The organism is Marinarcus sediminis (SeqCode), assembly GCF_048571275.1.
In the GTDB taxonomy this organism is placed as follows: domain Bacteria; phylum Campylobacterota; class Campylobacteria; order Campylobacterales; family Arcobacteraceae; genus Marinarcus; species Marinarcus sediminis.
Genome location: NZ_CP182357.1, coordinates 349,927 through 369,421, shown reverse-complemented (window position 1 = coordinate 369,421; position 19,495 = coordinate 349,927). Strand labels below are relative to the sequence as shown.

Here is a 19,495-nt window from a genome sequence, read left to right as displayed (position 1 = left end):
AAGAGTCTCTTACCACTCAAATTGAAACGTTGTGTGCACAATTTTGAATTTCGCTTTTAAATTATGGTTGATGTTGTGTAATATCTCTTCGTAGTTTTTAATGTATTTTTTATCTATTTTAACATGGGCAGTCATGTTGTACATATCTTGGGTGATTTCCCAAATGTGTACATCGTGCAGTTCGATGACTTTTTCGTTTTTTTCAATAAAAGCTTTTATGGTATCAATGTCTAAAGGAGAAGTTTCCATTAAGGTATTGGTGGAACTTTTTAAAATGCCCACTGCCCATTTCCCGATTACAAATGCCACCAAAATTGCCAAAATAATATCAATAAAATACCATTGAGTGAAATAGATGACAATGTAGCCAATAATAATGGCAACCGAAGAGAGGGCATCGCTTAACATATGCACAAATGCTGATTTTAAATTGAGATTGTTTCTATCTCCTTGCATTAAAATCACCCCCGTGATAATATTCACAACAAGCCCAATAATTGCAACAATGGAGGCGACTTTAAGGTCAATAACCGTGGGGTTTAAAAAGCGTAGTACGGCTTCATATAAAATCCAAACAATGGATAATACAATGGTAATACCATTGATAAACGCTGCTAAGACTTCCGCTCTGTAGTAACCAAATGTCTTTGCAAGTGGGGCTTGTTTGCTGGCTAATATAATGGCAATAAGAGAAACAATTAAGGCAAATGAGTGCGTAAACATATGGATGGCATCGGAAATCAGTGCCAATGAGTGCGACACAAACCCCGCAGCAAACTCGGCTATCATCGTAATAAATGTGATAATCAGGGCAATCTTTAAAAGTTTTTTATCACCACTTCTGTGGTCATGTGAGTGTCCGTGCTCATGATGGTGTTCGTGGTCATGGTCGTGATGTTCATGACTGTGAGTATCCAAATAAGGTTTATGGTCATTTAAACCAAAGTTACAGGTGTTTGACATATCATTTTTCCAACTATAATGTTTTGTATAGTCTATATAAAATTGACTTAAAATGAAATGATATTGATTATTACTTTATAAATAAAACTTCCTCTTAACGCTTTTAAAACGAATTTTTTGATACAATATTTTTTTTATAAGGAAACACTGTTTGAGAGATTTAACCCAATATTTTAACAACAAAGATATTATTTTTAAAGCCATAGAAAAAATTGAACCCAAAACCATTGGGAGTCGCAAAAAAGTTGAAATTTATTGTGGAACGGGAATTGATAAAAACTATTACGCTATTTTTATATACGATTCAAAAAGCAGATTTATACGAAAGAATGCTGAAGAACTTATTGAACTTTGCTGTAAATTAGCCGATTTTCAAGGGCATAATTTTAAAAAGAAAATATTGCTGATTAGTTCACCTCTTTGTTCAAAAGCAAAAGAGTTTTTGAAGCAAAATGAGTGGAAAGTGGATGAGAAATATTTTTTAATTTTTTGATGATTTTATCACTATTTTTTATAAATTAACAGAATATATGTTTGCCTATTTTTTAGAGCTTATCTCCACATTGAAAGTAGAGATAACCTCTAGGGTATAATTTTGATTATACTTTAGAATTTAGTTTTTAATTCAAACCAAACATTTCTACCTGGTTCATATATTCTTTCTTGAGCCATAAAAGTAGTAGCACTTGAAACATTTGAATTACTTAAGTGTTCTATATATGCTTTGTCAAATAAATTGTCAACTCCAAAAGAGAGTGAAACATTTTTATTATATTTATAACCACCATTGATAGAGAAAATTGAAGCACCAGGTGTTTCCCCTTTATCAACCCCATTCATAACAATACTTCCAGCGCCAATGTCATATCTGTCTTGTTTTGAGATAAATCTTGCAAGAAGTCCAGCTGAATATTTGCCATCATCATACATAACAGAGAGTTTACCTTCAAGTGGTGGTTGTTGAGCTAAAGGTTTATTATCTGTATCATTTTTCCCAATAACATGTGTTAATGATCCTATAATTTTATACTCATTGGTTATGTTATAACTCGCACTTAATTCTCCACCATAAATGGTTGCATCAATATTAGATACGGTTGTATATGTTGTGGTGCCCATGCCATAAGGAACAGTCATTTGATTTCCATTCTCATCGAACCATCTATTTAAAATATAGTCATTGACTTTACTATAAAACATAGAAATTGAAGTTGTGAAATCACCCGTTGCCCAGTTGGCTCCAATATCAATTTGATTTGTTTTTTCAGGTTCTGGAGTATTTTGTGAAGTGATTGCATTTGGGTCTGATTTGTTTGCATTGGTTATGCCCTCAAGGTTATATTTTGTTCTTTCCCAATAATCAGCAAATCGTTCAGCATGTCCAAATCCAATATAGGTATTCAAACCATAATCGGGAATATCTTTTTCATATCTTATAAATCCACTTGTTAAAGTATCTTTTTCTGTTTTATTATAATTGGGGTTATTATAAATCAACATTCCCAGTTTTGTTCTTTTATCCGTAACTTCATGCTTGTCCAGTCTGATTCCAGCAATGATTCGGTTATCTTCATTGATATCAATGGTAGATTCATTAAAAAAGCCCATTTGTGAAAAATCAAAATCAGTTTGTCTTGATGCTGAAAGCATGGTACTGTCAGCTAAAGCAGCAGATGTTTTCATCATAGCACTTCTTCCTGTATGTTCATCTTCTTTAAAATCTATACCAGTTATATTTGTCAATAAAAGAGATGGTATTTCAGTAGTAACTTTTAGATTTCCTCCAATTGTTGTTCTATCTGGGTTCATAGCGGAATAGGCTTTTTGTCCTGTCATTGGACTAATAGGGGGTTCTCTTAATGAATAATTATCCATGATATGGTCGACATAGTTTCTATAAACTTGCATTTCAACTTTGTCTATATTTTTTGCCAGATTATATTTTATTATTTTGAGTGCAATATTCTCTCTGAGTAATTTTGAAGCATCCATCGTTCTATCAGCATATTTTGCTTCACCATCTCCTTTTGAACCTGAGATTTCAAAAGTGGTATCATCTGTAGGGGTATATCCTAAAGTAAGACTTGTATTCCATCTTGTGTATTCAGAGTTTACAGTATCACCTCTACCATCTTTATAATCATCTGAATGTGAACGAGTTGCAATTAATTGTGCATATCCTAAAGGTCCTCCTCCACTGACATCAATAAATTGATCACTTCTTCCAAAGCTTCCTTGCTTAAAAGAAGAGTAAATATCATAAGCTGGTGTAGAATAATATTTAGGATTCTTCTCAAATTGGACCACACCAGCAGAAAAACCAGAACCGACTAATACCGTTTGAGGCCCTTTGGTAATAACTACACTATCGTAAGACTCAGGGAAAATATATGCTGTAGGTGGATCCATTCTTCCTCCACATCCTCCATAAATCTCTTGTCCATCAGAAAATATTCCAAGTTTAGAACCCGACATTCCTCTTAATATTGGGTCACCATCTGTTCCCCCTTTTCTCTTAACAGAAAAACCAGGTATATTTTTTAAAAAATCCGCACCATCACTCGCAGGAATGGGTTGAATCGGATTTTTTGGGTCCGCTATAATTTTTAATGGATTTTCAGATTCCACAATAGAAACAACTTGTATTTTTTCTAAAACAATCGTTTCTTTATTTTCAGTAGTTTTCTCTTCGGCTAAGAGTAAACTTGTACATAATGATAAACATAAAATTATCCTCTTCTTCACGTATACTTCCTTTTTTTTAATTGCGTGTATTTTAAAAAAAAGGTGTTAAGTTTTTGTTAATTTGTTGTATTAAGATTCATTAAAGGATTGATTTTTTATCTGAACATGGGAAAGGGGAAAAGCGACAAAAAGTGCGTAAGTAGATATTTAAAAATAACAATTAAACATACAAGCCAAACATTAAAGCAAATAAGTTATAATTAAAAATAACATAGATATATCAGAGGCTGTTAAGTGTGAAATAGAAGAGTATAAAAACCTCAATGATATCAATAGTGTAAAATATTTAATGCGTTGATGAATTCAGTATGTCTTTGAAATTTAAAGTAAAATGAGTGGAGTGTGAAAAATGATTTTATGTGATATTGGAAACAGCACGTTTCATTTTTTAATTGAAGGCAAAGAGCAAAAATATTTTTTGCATGAAAACTTACCTGAACTCAAAAAGAGAATTTATTTTATCAGTGTCAATGAAAAAGCCACCGCAAAACTCTTAAGCCAATACCCCACAGCAATTAACTTAGAGCAGTATATGAAGTTTGAAACTACATATGTGGGCATGGGTATTGACAGAAAAGTGGCGTGTGTGGGGTGTGAAAATGGGGTTATTGTGGATGCAGGCAGTGCTATTACGGTAGATATTATGGAGGATGGTGTACATAAAGGGGGCTTTATTTTACCTGGCATTAAAAATTTTCGTGAAATATACCCTCAAATCTCACCAAAATTGGATTTCGATTTTTCTATAAAGCTAAACTTAGATAAAATACCACAAAATACAAAAGATGCTATTTCTTACTCTATTTTAAAAGCAATTATTTTACCCATACAAGAGATAGCACACAACAAAAAACTGTTTTTTACAGGTGGAGATGGCGAGTTTTTAAGCTCATTTTTCCCTGACAGCAGTTTTAAAAAAGATATAATATTTGAGAATATGAAAGGGATTATTAATGCTAACAGTTGCATTGCCTAAAGGAAGAATTGCAGAACAGACCTTGGAGAAGTTCGAAAAAGCATTCGGTGAAAAGTTTGTTTTTGAGGACAGAAAACTCATTTTAAAAAAAGCGGGATTCACTTTTTTAAATGTGAGAAACCAAGACGTACCAACGTATGTAATGTATGGAGCAGCTGATTTAGGTGTAGTAGGGCTTGATGTTCTTGAAGAAAAAGAGTACGACTTAATTAAATTGTTGGACTTAGGATTAGGGCGATGTAAAGTGGCCATTGGGTTAAGAGCTGGCGAAGAGCTGGATTGGACAAAAAGTTTAATCAAAGTTGCTACCAAACACGAAACCATTGCGAAAAAATATTTTGAACAAAAAGCCATGGCGGTTGAAATCATTAAACTTTATGGTTCAATCGAATTGGCACCCTTAGTGGGGTTGAGTGATTGTATTGTGGATATTGTGGAAACAGGTACAACCATGAAACAAAATGGGCTTGAAGTAGGGCCTACCATTATGGAAAGTTCAGTCTATTTAATTTCAAACAAAAACTCTTTTTATGCTAAAAAAGATTTAATTTTAGACTTAAGAGAAAGAATCGAAGCGACACTTTAATGGGCTTAAATCTCTACGCTCGTATTGAAGAGTTTTTAGACTTTGAAGAGGAAGTCAGACGTTTACATAAAGAGTTTTTAAGCATTCTTTTTCATAAACAACAAAACAATATTTTAGATATTGGGTGTGGACAAGGGGCGTTTTTACAACACTTAAAATTCAATGATGTCCAAGCTTTTGGCATTGATTTAAGCAGTGAACAAATCAAACATTGCAAAGAAAAAGGGCTTGAGGCTTCTTGTACAGCATTAAAAGATGTCAAAGAAAAATACGATTGTGCTACAGCCATTTTTGATGTGATTAACTACATTCCCCCAAAAGAAATTCCCACATTTTTCAATGAAGCCAACCTTGTTTTGAATCAAGGCGGATATTTTATTTTTGATGTAAACTCACTTTTTGGCTTCGAAGATATTGCGCAAGGGTCTTTAAATATAAACCTAGAGGATAAGTTTATTGCCATTGATGCAGTTTTTGAAGATGAAAAACTTACAACCGATATTACACTTTTTTCTTTAAGCAAAAATGGTTTGTTTAAAAAAGAGCAAGATTTTATCGTGCAGTTTTATCATAAGCTGGCATTTTTAAAAAAAGCATTAAACGATGCACACTTTGAAATAGAAGAGATAAAAAATTTCAATTTACACAGTTTTGATGAGGCCGATAAGTTAATATTCGTTTGTAAAAAAAAGTAAAAGGATTCCCATGAATTACCCTTTGTTTTATAACACCATTGAAACCATAACACTTCAAGACAAACTTTCCCAATTTTTAGGTGCTTTTGATGAAGGCATTATCGAATTTTCTTATTTGGATATAGTCAAATGTGCGGGACATTCGTGTCCTACTGTTTTAGGCGCCTATCTTATGACACTTGAAGGTTTAAAAGCGCTTTACAAAGAGGAATTGCCTCAACGAGGTGAAATCAAAGTAGAGTTTAAAGAGGACTCAAAAGAGGGCACGGCTGGGGTGGTTGCCAATGTCATTGGCAATATCACTGGCGCAACGTCGCATTTGGGATTTAAAGGCATAGGTGGAAACTTTGACAGACGGCATTTGATGTTTTTTAATATGGATATACCCTCAAACGTCCGATTTACACGACGAGACACAGGAAAAAGTGTGGATGTTTTTTATACGCCAAATAGAATTCCTCCTCACGAAGATATGCCCATTTTAATGCAAAAATGCATTGCAAAAACGGCCAATTTACAAGAGCAAGAAACTTTTGCTCAACTGTGGCAGGCTAGAGTAGAGTCTATTGTAAATAATATTCATAAAGTTATTAGTTTTACTTATAATTAGCTATAAAATAGAGGCTTTCTAAAAAAAATTTAAATAAAAGTATTTTAAAAATAATTTTTTAGGATACTCTATTTGTGACACTTTTTTGATAAAATCTCTCCTTTGTTTAGGAGAAAAAATGAAATCATTAAAGTCAAAAATGTTGTTATTAACAATCATCCCTTTAGTTTGTGGAATTGTTATTATGTCAGTTATCAGCTATTTAAAAACCGATTCATTGTTGAAACAAACCATTGTTGAGTTTGAGAATGCCATTGTTCAAGAAAAACAGTTGCTTTTAAAAAATGAATTGACAGTGGCAAAATCACTGATTCAAACAACATTGAATAATAATCCAGACAAAGAAGTAGCCAAGCAAGAGATCATTAAACTTTTAAGTGGTGTTCGTTATTTAGAAGATAAAAGTGGTTACTTTTTTGCGTATGAAGTCAAAGAAGATGGTGTCTATTTTGGATTTCATGCGACCAAACCCGAATTAAATAATCAAAAAACAAATATTGATGAACCTGACGTTAAAGGGTACAAATTTCGCTTGGATTTGATTAAAAATGCCAAAGAAAACAAATATGTAACATACTCTTATAAACGTCCTAAAACAGGAGAAATTGTACCTAAAATGGCATCGTCAATTTATATTCCTGAATTAAACTGGGTAGTTGTAACGGGAATTTATGTCGATATGATTGATGATCAAATGGAGCTTATAATCCAAGAGGTGCATGCTCAAATCAATAAATCATTGAGTATCTCTTTTATTACAGCCATTGCGTTGATTATTATATCTGTGTTAGCGATATTGCCTATGGTAAAACGGTTCTTAATTGAGCCCATTTATCTGTTTCAAGATGGCTTACAAGGCTTTTTTAAATACTTGAATAAATCTACTCAAAGTGTTGAACCCATACAATTAAACTCTCATGATGAGTTGGGATTAATGGCCAATGAAGTCAATAAAAACATCAAAAAAGTTCAAAAAGATATTGAAGAAGACAATCAACTTATTCATACTACGATTGAAGTTTTAGGAAAATTTGAAGCGGGTGATTTATCGCAGCGACTCAATGTAAAAGTGAGCAATCCTTCATTGCTTAAGTTGCAGTCTGTTCTTAATGATATGGCAAAACACTTGGAGTTTAATATTGAGAATGTATTGTCAATTTTAACTCAGTACAGCAGTTACGATTACAGAAAAAGAGTCAATACTCAAGGATTGCAAGAACACCTTTTAAAACTGGCACAAGGAGTGAATATCTTAGGCGATTCTGTGACAAGTATGCTTATAGAAAATAAAGAGAATGGTTTGCTTTTAGAGAAGAGTTCAGACAAACTTTCAGTGAATGTGACAGATTTAAATCACAGCGCCAATGAAGCGGCTTCCAGTTTAGAACAAACAGCCGCTGCATTAGAGGAGATTACATCAAATATCAGAAGCAATACCAATAACATTGCACAAATGGCACACTTAGCAACCGATGTAACCTCTTCAGCAAACAGTGGAAGCAAATTGGCAAATGAAACGACTTTGGCAATGGAAGATATTGATAAACAAGTTATTGCCATTAATGACGCCATCACTGTCATTGATCAAATTGCCTTTCAAACCAATATTCTAAGCCTTAATGCTGCGGTTGAAGCAGCAACCGCGGGAGAGGCAGGGAAAGGCTTTGCTGTAGTTGCACAAGAGGTACGAAACTTAGCTTCAAGAAGTGCAGATGCTGCAAAAAAGATTAAAACCTTAGTTGAGCATGCCACTATGAAAGCGAATCAGGGTAAAAATATTGCTGAAGATATGATTGATGGTTATAAACATTTAAGTGAAAAAATTACACATACCATTGAGCTTATCAAAGATGTTGAAAACTCAAGCAAAGAGCAGTTGATTGGAATTGAACAAATCAATGATGCCGTTTCACAATTGGATAAACAAACGCAAGAGAATGCGGCCATTGCATCGGGAACAAAAGAGATTGCAATGTCAACGGATACAATAGCAAAATTGATTGTTTCTCATGCCAATGCCAAAGAGTTTAACGGCAAAGAGAAGATAAAATAGATGGGCTTAATATTTTAAGCCCACTGCCTCTCGAATGATTTCCATTTTAGCTTGAGCAATTTTTCTGGCTTTTGAAGCACCATGTGCTAAAATTTCTCGCACTTCTTCTGGGTGATTGAAGTAGTAATTTCGTTTGTCCGCATAGGGGGCAAAGTGCTCATTGATTTTATCTAAAAGAGTGAGCTTAAAATGACCATACCCTTCACCTGGCGTGGCATATCTTTTTTGTAATACTTGTAACTCATCTTCTGACATAAAAAGTTCACACAATTTATAGATATTGCAAGTGGTATAATCTTTGGCTTCATCCAAACCTTTTGAATCTGTTACCACTGACATGACTTGTTTTTTTACCCCTTTTGCCGTTCCAAACATATCAATGGTATTGCCATATGACTTTGACATTTTCGCTCCATCGGTTCCAGGTACAGTAGCAACAATTTCATCCACTTTTGCTTCAGGCATTATAAAAATCTCTTTGCCACAGTGATTGTTAAACGTGTTGGCAATATCTCGTGTAATCTCCACATGTTGAATTTGGTCTTTTCCTACAGGCACAATATTTGAATCGAACAATAATATATCCGCTGCCATTAAAACAGGATAAGAGAACAGACCATGGTTTGTTGGAAAACCTCTGGCTACTTTATCTTTATATGAGTGTGCTCGCTCTAACAGACCCATAGAGGTATGGTTTGAAAGAATCCAATAGAGTTCAAGTACCTCTTTGACATCGTGTTGTACCCAAAAGGTTGATTTCTCTGGATCCATTCCCAATGCTAAAAAGTTAACCGTAGCTTCCATGATATTTTTTTGTAAAAAATCTTTGTCTTTGACAGATGTCATCGCGTGATATGATGCAATAAATGCAAACAGTTCGCCATCGTCTTGGGATTCAATCATTTTTTTAATCATTCCAAAATAATTTCCAATGTGAATCGTTCCTGATGGCTGAATACCTGATAAAATTCTCAAACTCTATTCCTCTAAATTTTTTTTTATTATAGCGAATTAGTTTTTAGCTTTTCTTTTATTTTTGTAATCACCATCTCAACATGTAAAAGTAAATTGTAGTACTCCCCCATAAAAGCCAATGGCACTTTGGTTTGATTGCTGATTTCAATTTTTAAATTCTCAATGGTGGCTAAATTGCTCAGCAGCTCTTCATGCGTAAGACGTGGAATGGTTTTGTCAATATCATTGATATCGTCATACCATTTGTAGATTTTTGAGCGCATTGTCCAGCGATAAAGAGGCATCACCCCTTTAAACAGTGGGAACAATAAAGTTAAAAAAGGAATGATTAAAATTTTGAGTCGGTCAATATTTGAAGCAATCCAATAAGGGAAAATAGACTCCAACCAACTGTCGCCATTTTCAAAATATTTTTGAGCTTCGGAGTTGATTTTTGTCTCTAAGTTATTCAAATTGGGGAACTCATTCTCTTGAGAAAAGAGGGTTTTTTTCGTGTGTGTCATTTTGACTTTTTTTAAAAACAGACGAATCAGTTCATCTGAAATTCCCTCTCTTGAGACCAAATTTGCAGTGGTGGCTAAAAGGTTGATGTTGTTATAGGGAAGATTTTTATATAAATCCATTGTTCCCTCATAAAGGGTCAAAGTCGTTAAAAATGAGTATTTTTGACTGTAAGCACGGGCTCTTTTAATACTTAAGATATTGATTGTTGGATTTTCAAGCAGCTCTTTAATAATTGGGGCATTGGGTGAAACCACCAAAACCATAGCATCGATTTCCCCTTTTAAAAGAGCTTCTTTGGCATCTTGTGTCGTATAATTTAAAAGAGTACTGTTGCTTTCATTGATGCCATTGTCATTTAAAATGGTTAATGATAAATCTTGTGTGCCACTTCCTTGTGTGCCAATCGATGTTTTTTGACCAATGAGTTCAATGATATAGTTAATTTGAAATCCTTTACTTTTATAAAAAACCCATAAAGGTTCATAATAAATTGAGGCCAATGATTCCAAATTCTCTTTTTGTTTTGAAGTTAAAATGCCATTTTGAATAAATGCAATATCGGCTTTTTTGGCTTCAAGCAGTTGCGCATTTTCAATTGAACCAGCAGTCTGTAAAATGGTCACTTCTACTTTATCTTGTTCTAAAAGTTTTTTGTATTCCATTGCAGTTTTATAATATGTGCCATCCAGACTTCCTGCTGCAATGATGAGTTTTTTTTCTGGTGCGGGTTCAATAAAACGAGAAGTCACAAAAAAAGCCAAAAATACAAAAATGAAAATAGGAAGGTATATTTTTAAGAAGTTATTCATGGCATATCCTAAAGATAGTATCATAACCACTTTATATAAATTCTCATTAGAAAATGATAAAAAAGAAAGTTGTAGGCTTTTGTTTGATATAATTTGCAAAAATGAATTGGAGTAGTATGGCTTTAATTAAAATGGAAAAAGAGTGTAAATGCTTCCAAGAGTCGGATTTTGCGGCTATTGAAGAGTTTGATACTGTTGAAGAAGCTTTAGAAGTTGCCAATAAACGATGCATGATTATGAATGAAGTATTTTGTGAAAAACACCATTTTCGCGCGGTATATGAAGATGGAAATATGATAATAAAAGTAGAGATGAATGGTTGATATAAAATTATTACAAAGAGATTACGAAAGCGTTGCAGCAAAGCTGACAAGAAAAGGTGTGGACGCTCAAGTTTTGGCCTCTTTAAAAACATTGGCTTTAAATGCAAAAGATAAAAGACAACTCATGGAAGAGGTCACAGCTCAACAAAATCTTCTTTCAAAAGAGTTTGGACGATATAAAAAAGAGGGCTTAGATGTTGCCCCTTTACAAGAGAATATCAATGCCCTTAAAACTCAAAAACAAACTTTAGAAGAGGAAGTGAGAGTTTTAGAAGAGGAACTGGAAGCGATTGCTTTAGGTGTGCCAAATTTACCGGATGATGCTGTTCCAAGTGGTGCGGATGAAAACGAAAATGTGGTGTTAGAAGTTGTGGGGATTAAACCAGAATTCAGCTTTGAACCCAAAGAACATTGGGATTTAGGTGAAGCCAACGGTACGCTTGATTTTGTAAGAGGAGTAAAAATTGCCAAGTCAAGATTTACAGCCTTAAGTGGACAAGCTGCAAGAATGGAGCGAGCGCTAATTAACTACATGTTGGACTTTAACCGAGAGCGTGGATTTAATGAGTGGTATGTGCCGTTTATGGCGAACTCAAATACCCTTCAAGGCACAGGTCAATTGCCAAAATTTGCCGATGATTTATTTAAAATTGAGGGAGAAGATTTATACCTTATCCCCACAGCAGAAGTGAGTTTAACCAATCTGTATAACGATGAAATTTTAGAAGAAGCAGAACTGCCACTTTTATTGACTTCATACACGCCTTGTTTTAGAAAAGAAGCGGGAAGTGCAGGAAGAGATACCAGAGGATTAATAAGACAACACCAATTTGATAAAGTAGAAATGGTAGCCATTACTACGCCTGCTCAAAGTGATGTGGTTTTTGAACAAATGGTGAAATGTGCGAGTGATTTATTGAGTTCATTGGGTCTATGCCACCAAAAAGTACAGTTATGTACAGGTGATTTGGGTTTCAGTGCTGCCACAACGATTGACTTAGAAGTTTGGCTTCCAGGACAAGGAAAATTCAGAGAAATCTCTTCTATTTCTAATACCCGAGAGTTCCAAGCAAGACGAGCAAAAATCCGATTTAAAGATGGGAAAAAGAATACCTTAGCACATACGTTAAATGGTTCAAGTTTAGCTGTTGGAAGAACGTTAGTAGCTATTATGGAAAACTATCAACAAGCAGATGGAAGCATAAAAATCCCAGAAGTCCTAAAAAAATATATGTGAGAACCGTAAGAAAAGTGAACTGCTTCACTTTTCTAGGTTCGGAACCAAAGGTGATGTGTGAGGAACGAACACCACCGAAGGCAAAATCGTAAGAAAAGTGAACTGCTTCACTTTTCTAGGTTCGGAACCGAAGGTGATGTGCGAAGAATGAGCACCACCGGAGGCAAAATCGTAAGAAAAGTGAACTGCCTACTTTACATACAAACTTTGATCAAAAATCTTATTATCGACACTCACTTCTAAATAGCCACTTTTCACGGTGGAATGTTTGAAAATGAGTTCATTCCCAATGTGTAAATTATTTTTCACAATGGCTCTTTGGTCTATTTCACTTCCTATAGAATTGCCAATCTTGACATGGACTCGTGCTTGAAGAAGTGTACCAAATACATATATTTTAGAATAAACTACCCCATTATAATCCTTGGAAGTTTGACGTTTGCCTTGGATATTCTCTTCATGCATATCTTTATCATAAACACTCACAGCATATGCATTAATTACATGGCTCGAATAAGCATTTAATTGCATTGCAAAAAAAAGTAAGCAGCTGAGCCATTTAAACATATACCGTTCCTTATTGGTACATGACTGTTCGTTTGAGTTCACCTTTGGTGTTTTCTCTGATTTTATCGTATTTGATTTGAGATTCGAGTTTATCTTCATAACGAATGGGGGTTTGTATGGATTTGTACGCAACAATCTCTCTGTTACTAAATACGCCTGATACTTCCGCATGAACCCAATAAAAACCACCATCTTTGGTCATGTTTTTGATAAACCCTTTCCAAATGTTATACTCCTTGATGGTTTGCCACATCTCTTTAAAGACAATTTTTGGCATATCTGGGTGTCGTACAATGTTATGAGATTTTCCTACTAACTCTTCTACCGAATAACCACTGATTTTAGCAAAAGTTTCATTGGCATAAGTGATTACCCCTTTTAAATCTGTTTTTGATTCAATGATTTCGTTTTCCTCTAAAACGGTTTCAACTAAAAATTCACTGTTATTATAATCCACGATAGTTCCTTTTAAAGAGCATATTTTATTATGTTGTAGTGTATTATAGCACTTTTAGACTATAAAAAGTATAGAGTAAAAAAGTAGGTGTTTCTATCTTTAAATAAGATATAAATTATCCTCTTTAAAGAGTTTATAAGCCATTACTCTGTTTTATATGCTAATATTATAAAGAGATAATACAGGAGTCATAATGAGTTTTTTTAAATACATAAAAGCTGTTGCAACAGGACCTAAGTCAAACAGAGATTTGACTCAAGAAGAGATAGGTGAAGCCATTGAACAAATTTTGGAAAACCAGTGTGAGCCTGAGCAAGCGGCCGCTTTTTTAATGTGCTTAAGGGTTAAACTTGAAAGCGATGATGAACTTAAAGGGTGTTATAAGGCTTTTGATAAATACATCAAAAGAGTCGATATTTTTGAGAGTGTGGAGTTGGGATTTTCATACGATGGAAAAACAGACCAACCCTTTTTGTTTCCTTTGTATGGACACATACTTAAAAAACTTTTTGAACAAAACAGCGATGTTAAACCCTTTGATATTGTCATTTCAGGAGATTTCGCACAACCTGCGAAAAAAGGTTTGACACTAAAACATTTGGTGACATCGATTAAACTCTCTGAGAATATTAAATATTTTGATCGATCGGATTATTTTGAAGAGTTATCACAATTGACTGACTTGAGAAAAAAACTCTTTATGCGATCGATTTTTAATACTGTTGAGAAGCTTTTAAATCCAGCCAATTCAAAATATGCCATTACTTCGGCTTTTCATAAACCGTATGTGAAAAAATATTTTGACCTTTTTGGTGAAAACTACTCTAAAATGGTGATACTTAAAGGAAGTGAAGGAAATCCAGAAGTGTTTTCAGACTTTAAATATTGGGAAAAAATTGAGGGCGACATCATTGAAAAGAGTGTTTCTTTGGCTGATTTTGGCATTGAATATTCCAAAGAGTATGAAAATATTACCATTGAAGAGAACATTGAAATTTTAAACAATCCAAGTGTTGGAATCATGCAATTGGCAAAACTCAATGCAGCAATTTTACTCTTTAGCACCAAACGTGTTGCGTCTATTGAAGAGGGTTATTGTTTGCTTGAAAATATATAGGAGAGATTGTGGTAGATAGAGTAAGAGATATTTTTTTATTCAGTGATTTAGATGAAACAACGCTTGAAAAAATCAAAGAGTTTACTTTTTTTGAAAAGTTAAACAAAGAGAATATTCTCTTTTATGAGGGCGATGAATCGGATTATTTGTATATTTTAACCAAAGGCATCATCAAACTTTACAAAACAGCTTCCAATAATAAAGAGATTATTTTAAAATATTTTCAAGCGGGGGAACTCATTGCCGAAGCGGCGAGTTTTCAACAAATTGCTTATCCTGCAACCGCTGAAGCATTTACGCCTATTGAAGTACTTAAGATTGATTTTTTAAAATTAAAAGAGATCATTCTCACTTCTCCAGAATTGTGTTTTAAGATGAACATTTCACTTCTTAAAAAAATTAAAAATCTTGAAAATATCATCTCTACGCATTTGGTTTTAGATACCAAAGAGAAAGTAGCAAAATATATTTATGAGAATGATGAGAACTTTTTTAGCACCAAAAATGTGCACATTGCTCAAATTCTAAATATGACACCTGAAACCCTTTCTCGAACACTGAAACGCTTTAAAGATGAACATCTCATAGATATTAAAAATAAAAAAATCAATAAAGAAGCTTTAAAAGCTTATTTCGAATAAAAGGGCAACCATGGCATATTTCCCCGCATTTTTAAAGTTTGATGACAAAAAAATTCTTATCATTGGTGGTGGGAGTGTGGCGTTAGAGAAGCTTGAACATCTGCTTGATTTTACAAAAAACATCACTTTGATTGCCCAAGAGTTCAATGCACAGACTCAAAAACTCATTCAAGAGCATCAACTCAGACAGTTAAAAAAAGCGTATGAAAAAAACGATATTGAGGGGTTTGATATTGTCATAGCTGCCATTGATAATTTTGTTTTACAAGAGCAGATTTATTTTGAAACACGAGGCAAAAACTGTTTGTGTAACTGTGTAGATTTACAAAAATACTGCGATTTTATCTTTCCTTCGTATGTTAAAAAAGGGGATTTAACCATTGCCATTTCTACAGGAGGGGCATCTCCAGCGGTGGCAAAACAACTTCGAATCTATTTTTCAAAACTCATACCCGATTCAATGATTGAATTTTTACTCCAGATGAAACAGTACAGAAAAACCATGCCCAAAGGGAAAGAACGTATGCAATTCTTGGATAAAAAAGCGCAAGATTATATTCAAAATTGGCAAAAAAAGTAAGAAAAAATTCTTTATGAATATTGGTTCATTTTCTCTTGTTTTTTTAGCACTTCTGTGATACTATTCGGAAAAATTTACTTCACCACACACAAGGAAAATCCACGTGAAAGAAGCTGCTAAAAAAAGTATCGTCGAAAAGGTTTTTATTAAAGTCAACAGCATTGATAAAATTTTAGAAAAGAGAGTAGATATCATACTTTTGCGTTTTATTAATATGCTTAAATATCTGTTTATAATCAGTATGATGTTCTATTTGGCCATTTGTATCATAAGTCTTTCGCATAAAATGATCTCATTTACTCTCTCACAAGGGGCATTGGATTTTGTTTCAATTAAAATGATTCTTACCGATGGATTGTTTACGCTCATTGTTTTAGCCATTGTTAAAACCCTGTTTATAAAGAGTGGTTTTGAGTATGCTTTGACGTTTTTAGAGATTGCTTTTGTGGTCATTATTCGAAAACTTATTTTGCTTGATACCGTACCAGAAGAGACCAGTTTGCTTATGGTTTTGGGTGTGACATCCTCAATCTTTTTTATATTAATTGTTTATATCAATAATTTAAAACGACGATGGCAAAAAGAGGATAAAATCTCTTCTGCACATCATTGATTGTTATTTAGGCTGAAACCATTGAATTTTATCTCGAAGTGTGACTACCTCTCCTACAACAATAATAGCAGGGGTTGGCATACCCACTGAGAGTTTTACAATATTTTCTAGAGTGCCTGTAACGACTCTTTGTTCAGGGGTGGTTCCTTTAGAGATAACTGCACAAGGATAATCAGGACGTTTTCCTAAAGATATGAGTTTAGACGTAATGAGTTCAATGTTGTGATAACCCATTAAAAAGACAATGGTTTCATCGTTTAAAAAAGTTTGCCACTCAAGTTGTGAAATCTTTTTGTGAGGTGTTTCATGTCCTGTGACAACTCGAAAAGAGGTGGTTACACCTCTGTGTGTGACGGGTATCCCTGCATACGCTGGAACAGATACTGCAGAGCTGATACCGGGGATTATTTCAAAAGCAACGTCTCTGTCATACAAATATAGGGCTTCTTCTCCTCCTCGTCCAAAAACAAAAGGGTCTCCCCCTTTTAAACGTACCACATTGGTATGCTTAAGTGAAGCTTGATAGATAATTTCATTGATTTGTTCTTGTCGAACGGTGTGTTTTTTGTTCTCTTTTCCTACATACGTTAAAACAACACTCTTTTTTGCCATGTTTAAAATATCGGGATTGGCCAATCTGTCATAGATAATAATATCTGCTGTTTGTATGACACGTGCGGCTTTAAGTGTTAAAAGTTCTGTGTCTCCAGGCCCTGCACCTGTTAAATATACCATGCCTATTTCCTTGAAAGATTAAAATATCAGATGGTTTATAGGATATATTCACTTAGATTTGAAAGAATCGACAATTTTAATAATTTCTTTTAAAGAGAAGTTAGCTATCTGATAACATTTTATTTAAGCCATTTTATATTATCCTATCAAAAATTATAATTAAGTGGATGAATATGTTAATAGATGGACACAACCGTATGGTTGATTATTTACGGGTCTCTGTTACAGAAAGATGTAACTTCAGATGCCAATACTGTATGCCAGAAAAACCCTTTTCTTGGGTTCCAAGGGAGAATTTATTATCATATGAGGATTTGTTTAAATTTACAAAAGTTGCCATTGATGAGGGAATTAAAAAAGTCAGAATTACTGGAGGAGAACCACTTTTACGAGATGGTTTAGAACATTTTGTTAAAATGATTGCCGATTATAAAGAAGATATTGACTTAGCATTAACGACAAATGGCTATTTATTGTCCAATTATGCCCAAAAACTCAAAGATGCAGGTTTAAAAAGAATCAATGTCTCCTTGGACTCTTTAAAAGAAGAAGTTGCAGAAAAAATTGCACAAAAAGATGTGTTAAAAAAAGTGTTAGAAGGGATTGAAAAGGCACGTGAAGTCGGGCTTAAAATCAAAGTCAATTGTGTTCCTATGCAAGGTATTAATGATGGCGAAATTCTTGATATTTTAGAATTTTGTAAAACTAAAGGGTATGAGATTCGTTTCATTGAGTTTATGGAGAATCAACATGCTATGATAGATGCCAAAGGGTACACTTCTGAAGAACTGCAAGAGATCATAAAAGCAAAATATCCCTTTACAAAAATAGAGAGAACAGGCAGTTCCCCTTCTCAAAACTACAAGCTGGAAGATGGTTATGTCTTTGGTATTATTGAACCGCATAAAGATGATTTTTGTGCCACATGTAATCGGGTAAGATTGACAGCAAGTGGGGTGTTGATTCCATGTTTATATTTTGAAGATGCTCAAAGCATCAAAGATGCGATTCAAAATAACGATATTGAAAAAGCCGTAGCGATTTTAAAAGATGTTTTGTCTAAAAAGCCCGAAAAGAATAGGTGGAATGACGATACTACTTCAAGCAGAGCCTTTTATGAAACAGGAGGCTGATGCGTCTATGTTGTTTCTTCAATTCTTTATATTAAATTAAAAAGCTCAGTATAAATAATTTTATTGATTATTTATACCCTTTTTCTCTTCATTTTTTTTTCTGAATGTATTATCATTAATAATAACAAATTCAAAAAGGAGTTATTATGAAAATTGAATCATCAGACGTGAAAATGAGTTCGCATACTCAAAGTTCTTTGGAAATGTCTTATCAATCATATTTTAGTTTCAAACAAGAAATACTTGGTTTGGCTGATGAAAACAGCGAAGACATCAATCAAAATAATTTAGAAGATCTCTCTTCAAACAGTATAAAAAACACAAATGATAACTTTGTAAATCCTCATGAATCAGCCATTCGTAGAGTGATTTTAGAGTTGATATTGCAAAAGTTTTTATGTGGAGGGAAAAAAATTAATTTGGCGTCACTGAATCTTGATGAATCGTGTTCCTTGCCTGTTCAAGAGTCTCAAAAACTGCTGATTAAAAACAGTGCCACTATTGAGCGCAGTGTGGAATACACGAAAAAAGATTCAGTTGAGTTTAATACGCAAGCCATTATAAAAACTGCAGACAAAGATATTACGATTGATTTGGACTTGTCTTACACAAAAGAGTTTTATGAAAAGCACAGTGAAACCATCAACTTTGAAGAGGTGAGATTTTTAGATCCATTGGTCATACAATATGCAAGTAGCAGTACGGCCTTTGACAGTGTAAGCGAAAGCATGTATTTTAATTTTGACATCAATTCAGATGGGACACAATTAGAAATACCGCGGTTAAAAGATGGCAATGGTTTTTTGGCGTGGGACAGAGATTCAAATGGAAGCATTGATAATGGCAGTGAGCTTTTTGGTCCCAATACCAATGATGCTTTTGCAGAGTTAAGAGCCTATGACAGCGATGGCAATGATTGGATTGATGAAAATGACCCCATTTTTGATGATTTGAGAATTTGGACAAAAAATGAAAGCGGCGAAGATACGTTAATTGCCTTGGGACAATCCGGTATTGGTGCGTTGTATTTGAATGACATGACAACTGAATTTTCATACAATAAATCGGTCAAGGAGGGTATTGCTCAACTTAAATCCAGTTCCATATTTTTAAGAGAAGATGGTACAGCAGGTGTTTTAAGTTCTTTAAATTTTATTGCCTAAGAGAAGAGGTTTT

At 33.9% G+C, this 19,495-nt stretch carries 20 protein-coding genes and 2 pseudogenes; 15 read left to right on the top strand and 7 right to left on the bottom strand.

Annotation, left to right across the window (positions count from 1 at the left end):
• Positions 1-9: 9 nt before the first annotated feature.
• A complete protein-coding gene (locus tag ACNI3C_RS01800) occupies positions 10-963 on the bottom strand; it encodes a cation diffusion facilitator family transporter (RefSeq protein WP_419770548.1) in 954 nt (317 codons plus the stop codon).
• Between the two features lie 151 nt (positions 964-1,114).
• On the opposite strand from ACNI3C_RS01800, the gene ACNI3C_RS01795 reads away from it, so the two are divergent.
• Complete coding sequence (locus ACNI3C_RS01795; protein ID WP_419770547.1) at positions 1,115-1,456, top strand: hypothetical protein; 342 nt, start codon at positions 1,115-1,117, stop codon at positions 1,454-1,456.
• Positions 1,457-1,569: 113 nt separating this feature from the next.
• Here the strand turns inward: ACNI3C_RS01795 and ACNI3C_RS01790 are convergent, their stop codons facing one another.
• Positions 1,570-3,708, bottom strand: a complete 2,139-nt coding sequence (locus tag ACNI3C_RS01790) for a TonB-dependent copper receptor (RefSeq protein ID WP_419770546.1) — start codon at positions 3,706-3,708, stop codon at positions 1,570-1,572.
• Between the two features lie 349 nt (positions 3,709-4,057).
• Here ACNI3C_RS01790 and ACNI3C_RS01785 point away from each other — a divergent pair, with 349 nt between their 5' ends.
• The 6 genes and pseudogenes from ACNI3C_RS01785 to ACNI3C_RS01760 all read left to right on the top strand — a co-directional run.
• Complete coding sequence (locus ACNI3C_RS01785) at positions 4,058-4,684, top strand: type III pantothenate kinase (protein ID WP_419770545.1); 627 nt, start codon at positions 4,058-4,060, stop codon at positions 4,682-4,684.
• The gene (gene hisG / locus ACNI3C_RS01780) at positions 4,662-5,270 is read left to right on the top strand and encodes an ATP phosphoribosyltransferase (RefSeq protein ID WP_419770544.1); all 609 of its coding nucleotides are present in this window, start codon (positions 4,662-4,664) and stop codon (positions 5,268-5,270) included. Before ACNI3C_RS01785 ends, hisG begins: the two co-directional genes overlap by 23 nt.
• Entirely contained in the window at positions 5,270-5,965 is a 696-nt protein-coding gene (locus tag ACNI3C_RS01775; protein ID WP_419770543.1) for a class I SAM-dependent DNA methyltransferase, read from the top strand. The genes hisG and ACNI3C_RS01775 overlap by 1 nt, the downstream gene beginning before the upstream one ends.
• 10 nt (positions 5,966-5,975) lie before the next feature.
• Complete coding sequence (locus tag ACNI3C_RS01770) at positions 5,976-6,575, top strand: FmdE family protein (RefSeq protein WP_419770542.1); 600 nt, start codon at positions 5,976-5,978, stop codon at positions 6,573-6,575.
• 118 nt (positions 6,576-6,693) lie between these two features.
• Positions 6,694-7,251, top strand: a pseudogene (locus ACNI3C_RS01765) (cache domain-containing protein); the annotation flags it as partial.
• Between the two features lie 597 nt (positions 7,252-7,848).
• Positions 7,849-8,628 (top strand): annotated as a pseudogene (locus tag ACNI3C_RS01760) (methyl-accepting chemotaxis protein); the annotation flags it as partial.
• 6 nt (positions 8,629-8,634) lie between these two features.
• Here ACNI3C_RS01760 and trpS read toward each other — a convergent pair.
• Positions 8,635-9,603 (bottom strand): tryptophan--tRNA ligase, encoded by a 969-nt coding sequence (gene trpS / locus ACNI3C_RS01755; RefSeq protein ID WP_419770541.1) that lies wholly within the window; start codon positions 9,601-9,603, stop codon positions 8,635-8,637.
• A gap of 26 nt (positions 9,604-9,629) precedes the next feature.
• On the bottom strand, positions 9,630-10,916 hold the full coding sequence (locus ACNI3C_RS01750; protein WP_419770540.1) for a TAXI family TRAP transporter solute-binding subunit: 1,287 nt from the start codon (positions 10,914-10,916) through the stop codon (positions 9,630-9,632).
• Positions 10,917-11,032: 116 nt separating this feature from the next.
• Here ACNI3C_RS01750 and ACNI3C_RS01745 point away from each other — a divergent pair, with 116 nt between their 5' ends.
• Together ACNI3C_RS01745 and serS are read left to right on the top strand one after the other, a co-directional pair.
• Positions 11,033-11,239 carry a hypothetical protein gene (locus tag ACNI3C_RS01745; RefSeq protein WP_419770539.1) on the top strand — a complete coding sequence of 69 codons (207 nt, stop codon included), beginning with the start codon at positions 11,033-11,035 and terminating at the stop codon, positions 11,237-11,239.
• Positions 11,232-12,476, top strand: coding sequence for a serine--tRNA ligase (serS, locus tag ACNI3C_RS01740; protein WP_419770538.1), 1,245 nt, complete (start codon positions 11,232-11,234; stop codon positions 12,474-12,476). Before ACNI3C_RS01745 ends, serS begins: the two co-directional genes overlap by 8 nt.
• A gap of 189 nt (positions 12,477-12,665) precedes the next feature.
• Here the strand turns inward: serS and ACNI3C_RS01735 are convergent, their stop codons facing one another.
• The gene (locus tag ACNI3C_RS01735; protein WP_419770537.1) at positions 12,666-13,043 is read right to left on the bottom strand and encodes a hypothetical protein; all 378 of its coding nucleotides are present in this window, start codon (positions 13,041-13,043) and stop codon (positions 12,666-12,668) included.
• Positions 13,044-13,053: 10 nt separating this feature from the next.
• A complete protein-coding gene (locus ACNI3C_RS01730) occupies positions 13,054-13,500 on the bottom strand; it encodes a PAS domain-containing protein (RefSeq protein ID WP_419770536.1) in 447 nt (148 codons plus the stop codon).
• 193 nt (positions 13,501-13,693) lie between these two features.
• On the opposite strand from ACNI3C_RS01730, the gene ACNI3C_RS01725 reads away from it, so the two are divergent.
• From ACNI3C_RS01725 to ACNI3C_RS01710, 4 genes are all read left to right on the top strand, one after another.
• Positions 13,694-14,617 carry a glycosyl transferase gene (locus tag ACNI3C_RS01725; RefSeq protein WP_419770535.1) on the top strand — a complete coding sequence of 308 codons (924 nt, stop codon included), beginning with the start codon at positions 13,694-13,696 and terminating at the stop codon, positions 14,615-14,617.
• Between the two features lie 8 nt (positions 14,618-14,625).
• A complete protein-coding gene (locus tag ACNI3C_RS01720; protein WP_419770534.1) occupies positions 14,626-15,258 on the top strand; it encodes a Crp/Fnr family transcriptional regulator in 633 nt (210 codons plus the stop codon).
• Between the two features lie 10 nt (positions 15,259-15,268).
• A complete protein-coding gene (locus ACNI3C_RS01715) occupies positions 15,269-15,838 on the top strand; it encodes a precorrin-2 dehydrogenase/sirohydrochlorin ferrochelatase family protein (RefSeq protein ID WP_419770533.1) in 570 nt (189 codons plus the stop codon).
• 103 nt (positions 15,839-15,941) lie between these two features.
• Positions 15,942-16,451: a hypothetical protein gene (locus ACNI3C_RS01710; protein ID WP_419770532.1), complete on the top strand. Its 510-nt coding sequence runs from the start codon at positions 15,942-15,944 to the stop codon at positions 16,449-16,451.
• A 3-nt stretch (positions 16,452-16,454) separates the two neighbouring features.
• Here ACNI3C_RS01710 and cobA read toward each other — a convergent pair whose 3' ends face one another.
• Complete coding sequence (cobA, locus tag ACNI3C_RS01705; protein WP_419771469.1) at positions 16,455-17,192, bottom strand: uroporphyrinogen-III C-methyltransferase; 738 nt, start codon at positions 17,190-17,192, stop codon at positions 16,455-16,457.
• A gap of 167 nt (positions 17,193-17,359) precedes the next feature.
• Here cobA and moaA point away from each other — a divergent pair, with 167 nt between their 5' ends.
• On the top strand, positions 17,360-18,319 hold the full coding sequence (gene moaA / locus ACNI3C_RS01700; RefSeq protein WP_419770531.1) for a GTP 3',8-cyclase MoaA: 960 nt from the start codon (positions 17,360-17,362) through the stop codon (positions 18,317-18,319).
• A gap of 146 nt (positions 18,320-18,465) precedes the next feature.
• Complete coding sequence (locus ACNI3C_RS01695; protein WP_419770530.1) at positions 18,466-19,482, top strand: SPM autocatalytic domain-containing protein; 1,017 nt, start codon at positions 18,466-18,468, stop codon at positions 19,480-19,482.
• Positions 19,483-19,495 lie beyond the last annotated feature (13 nt).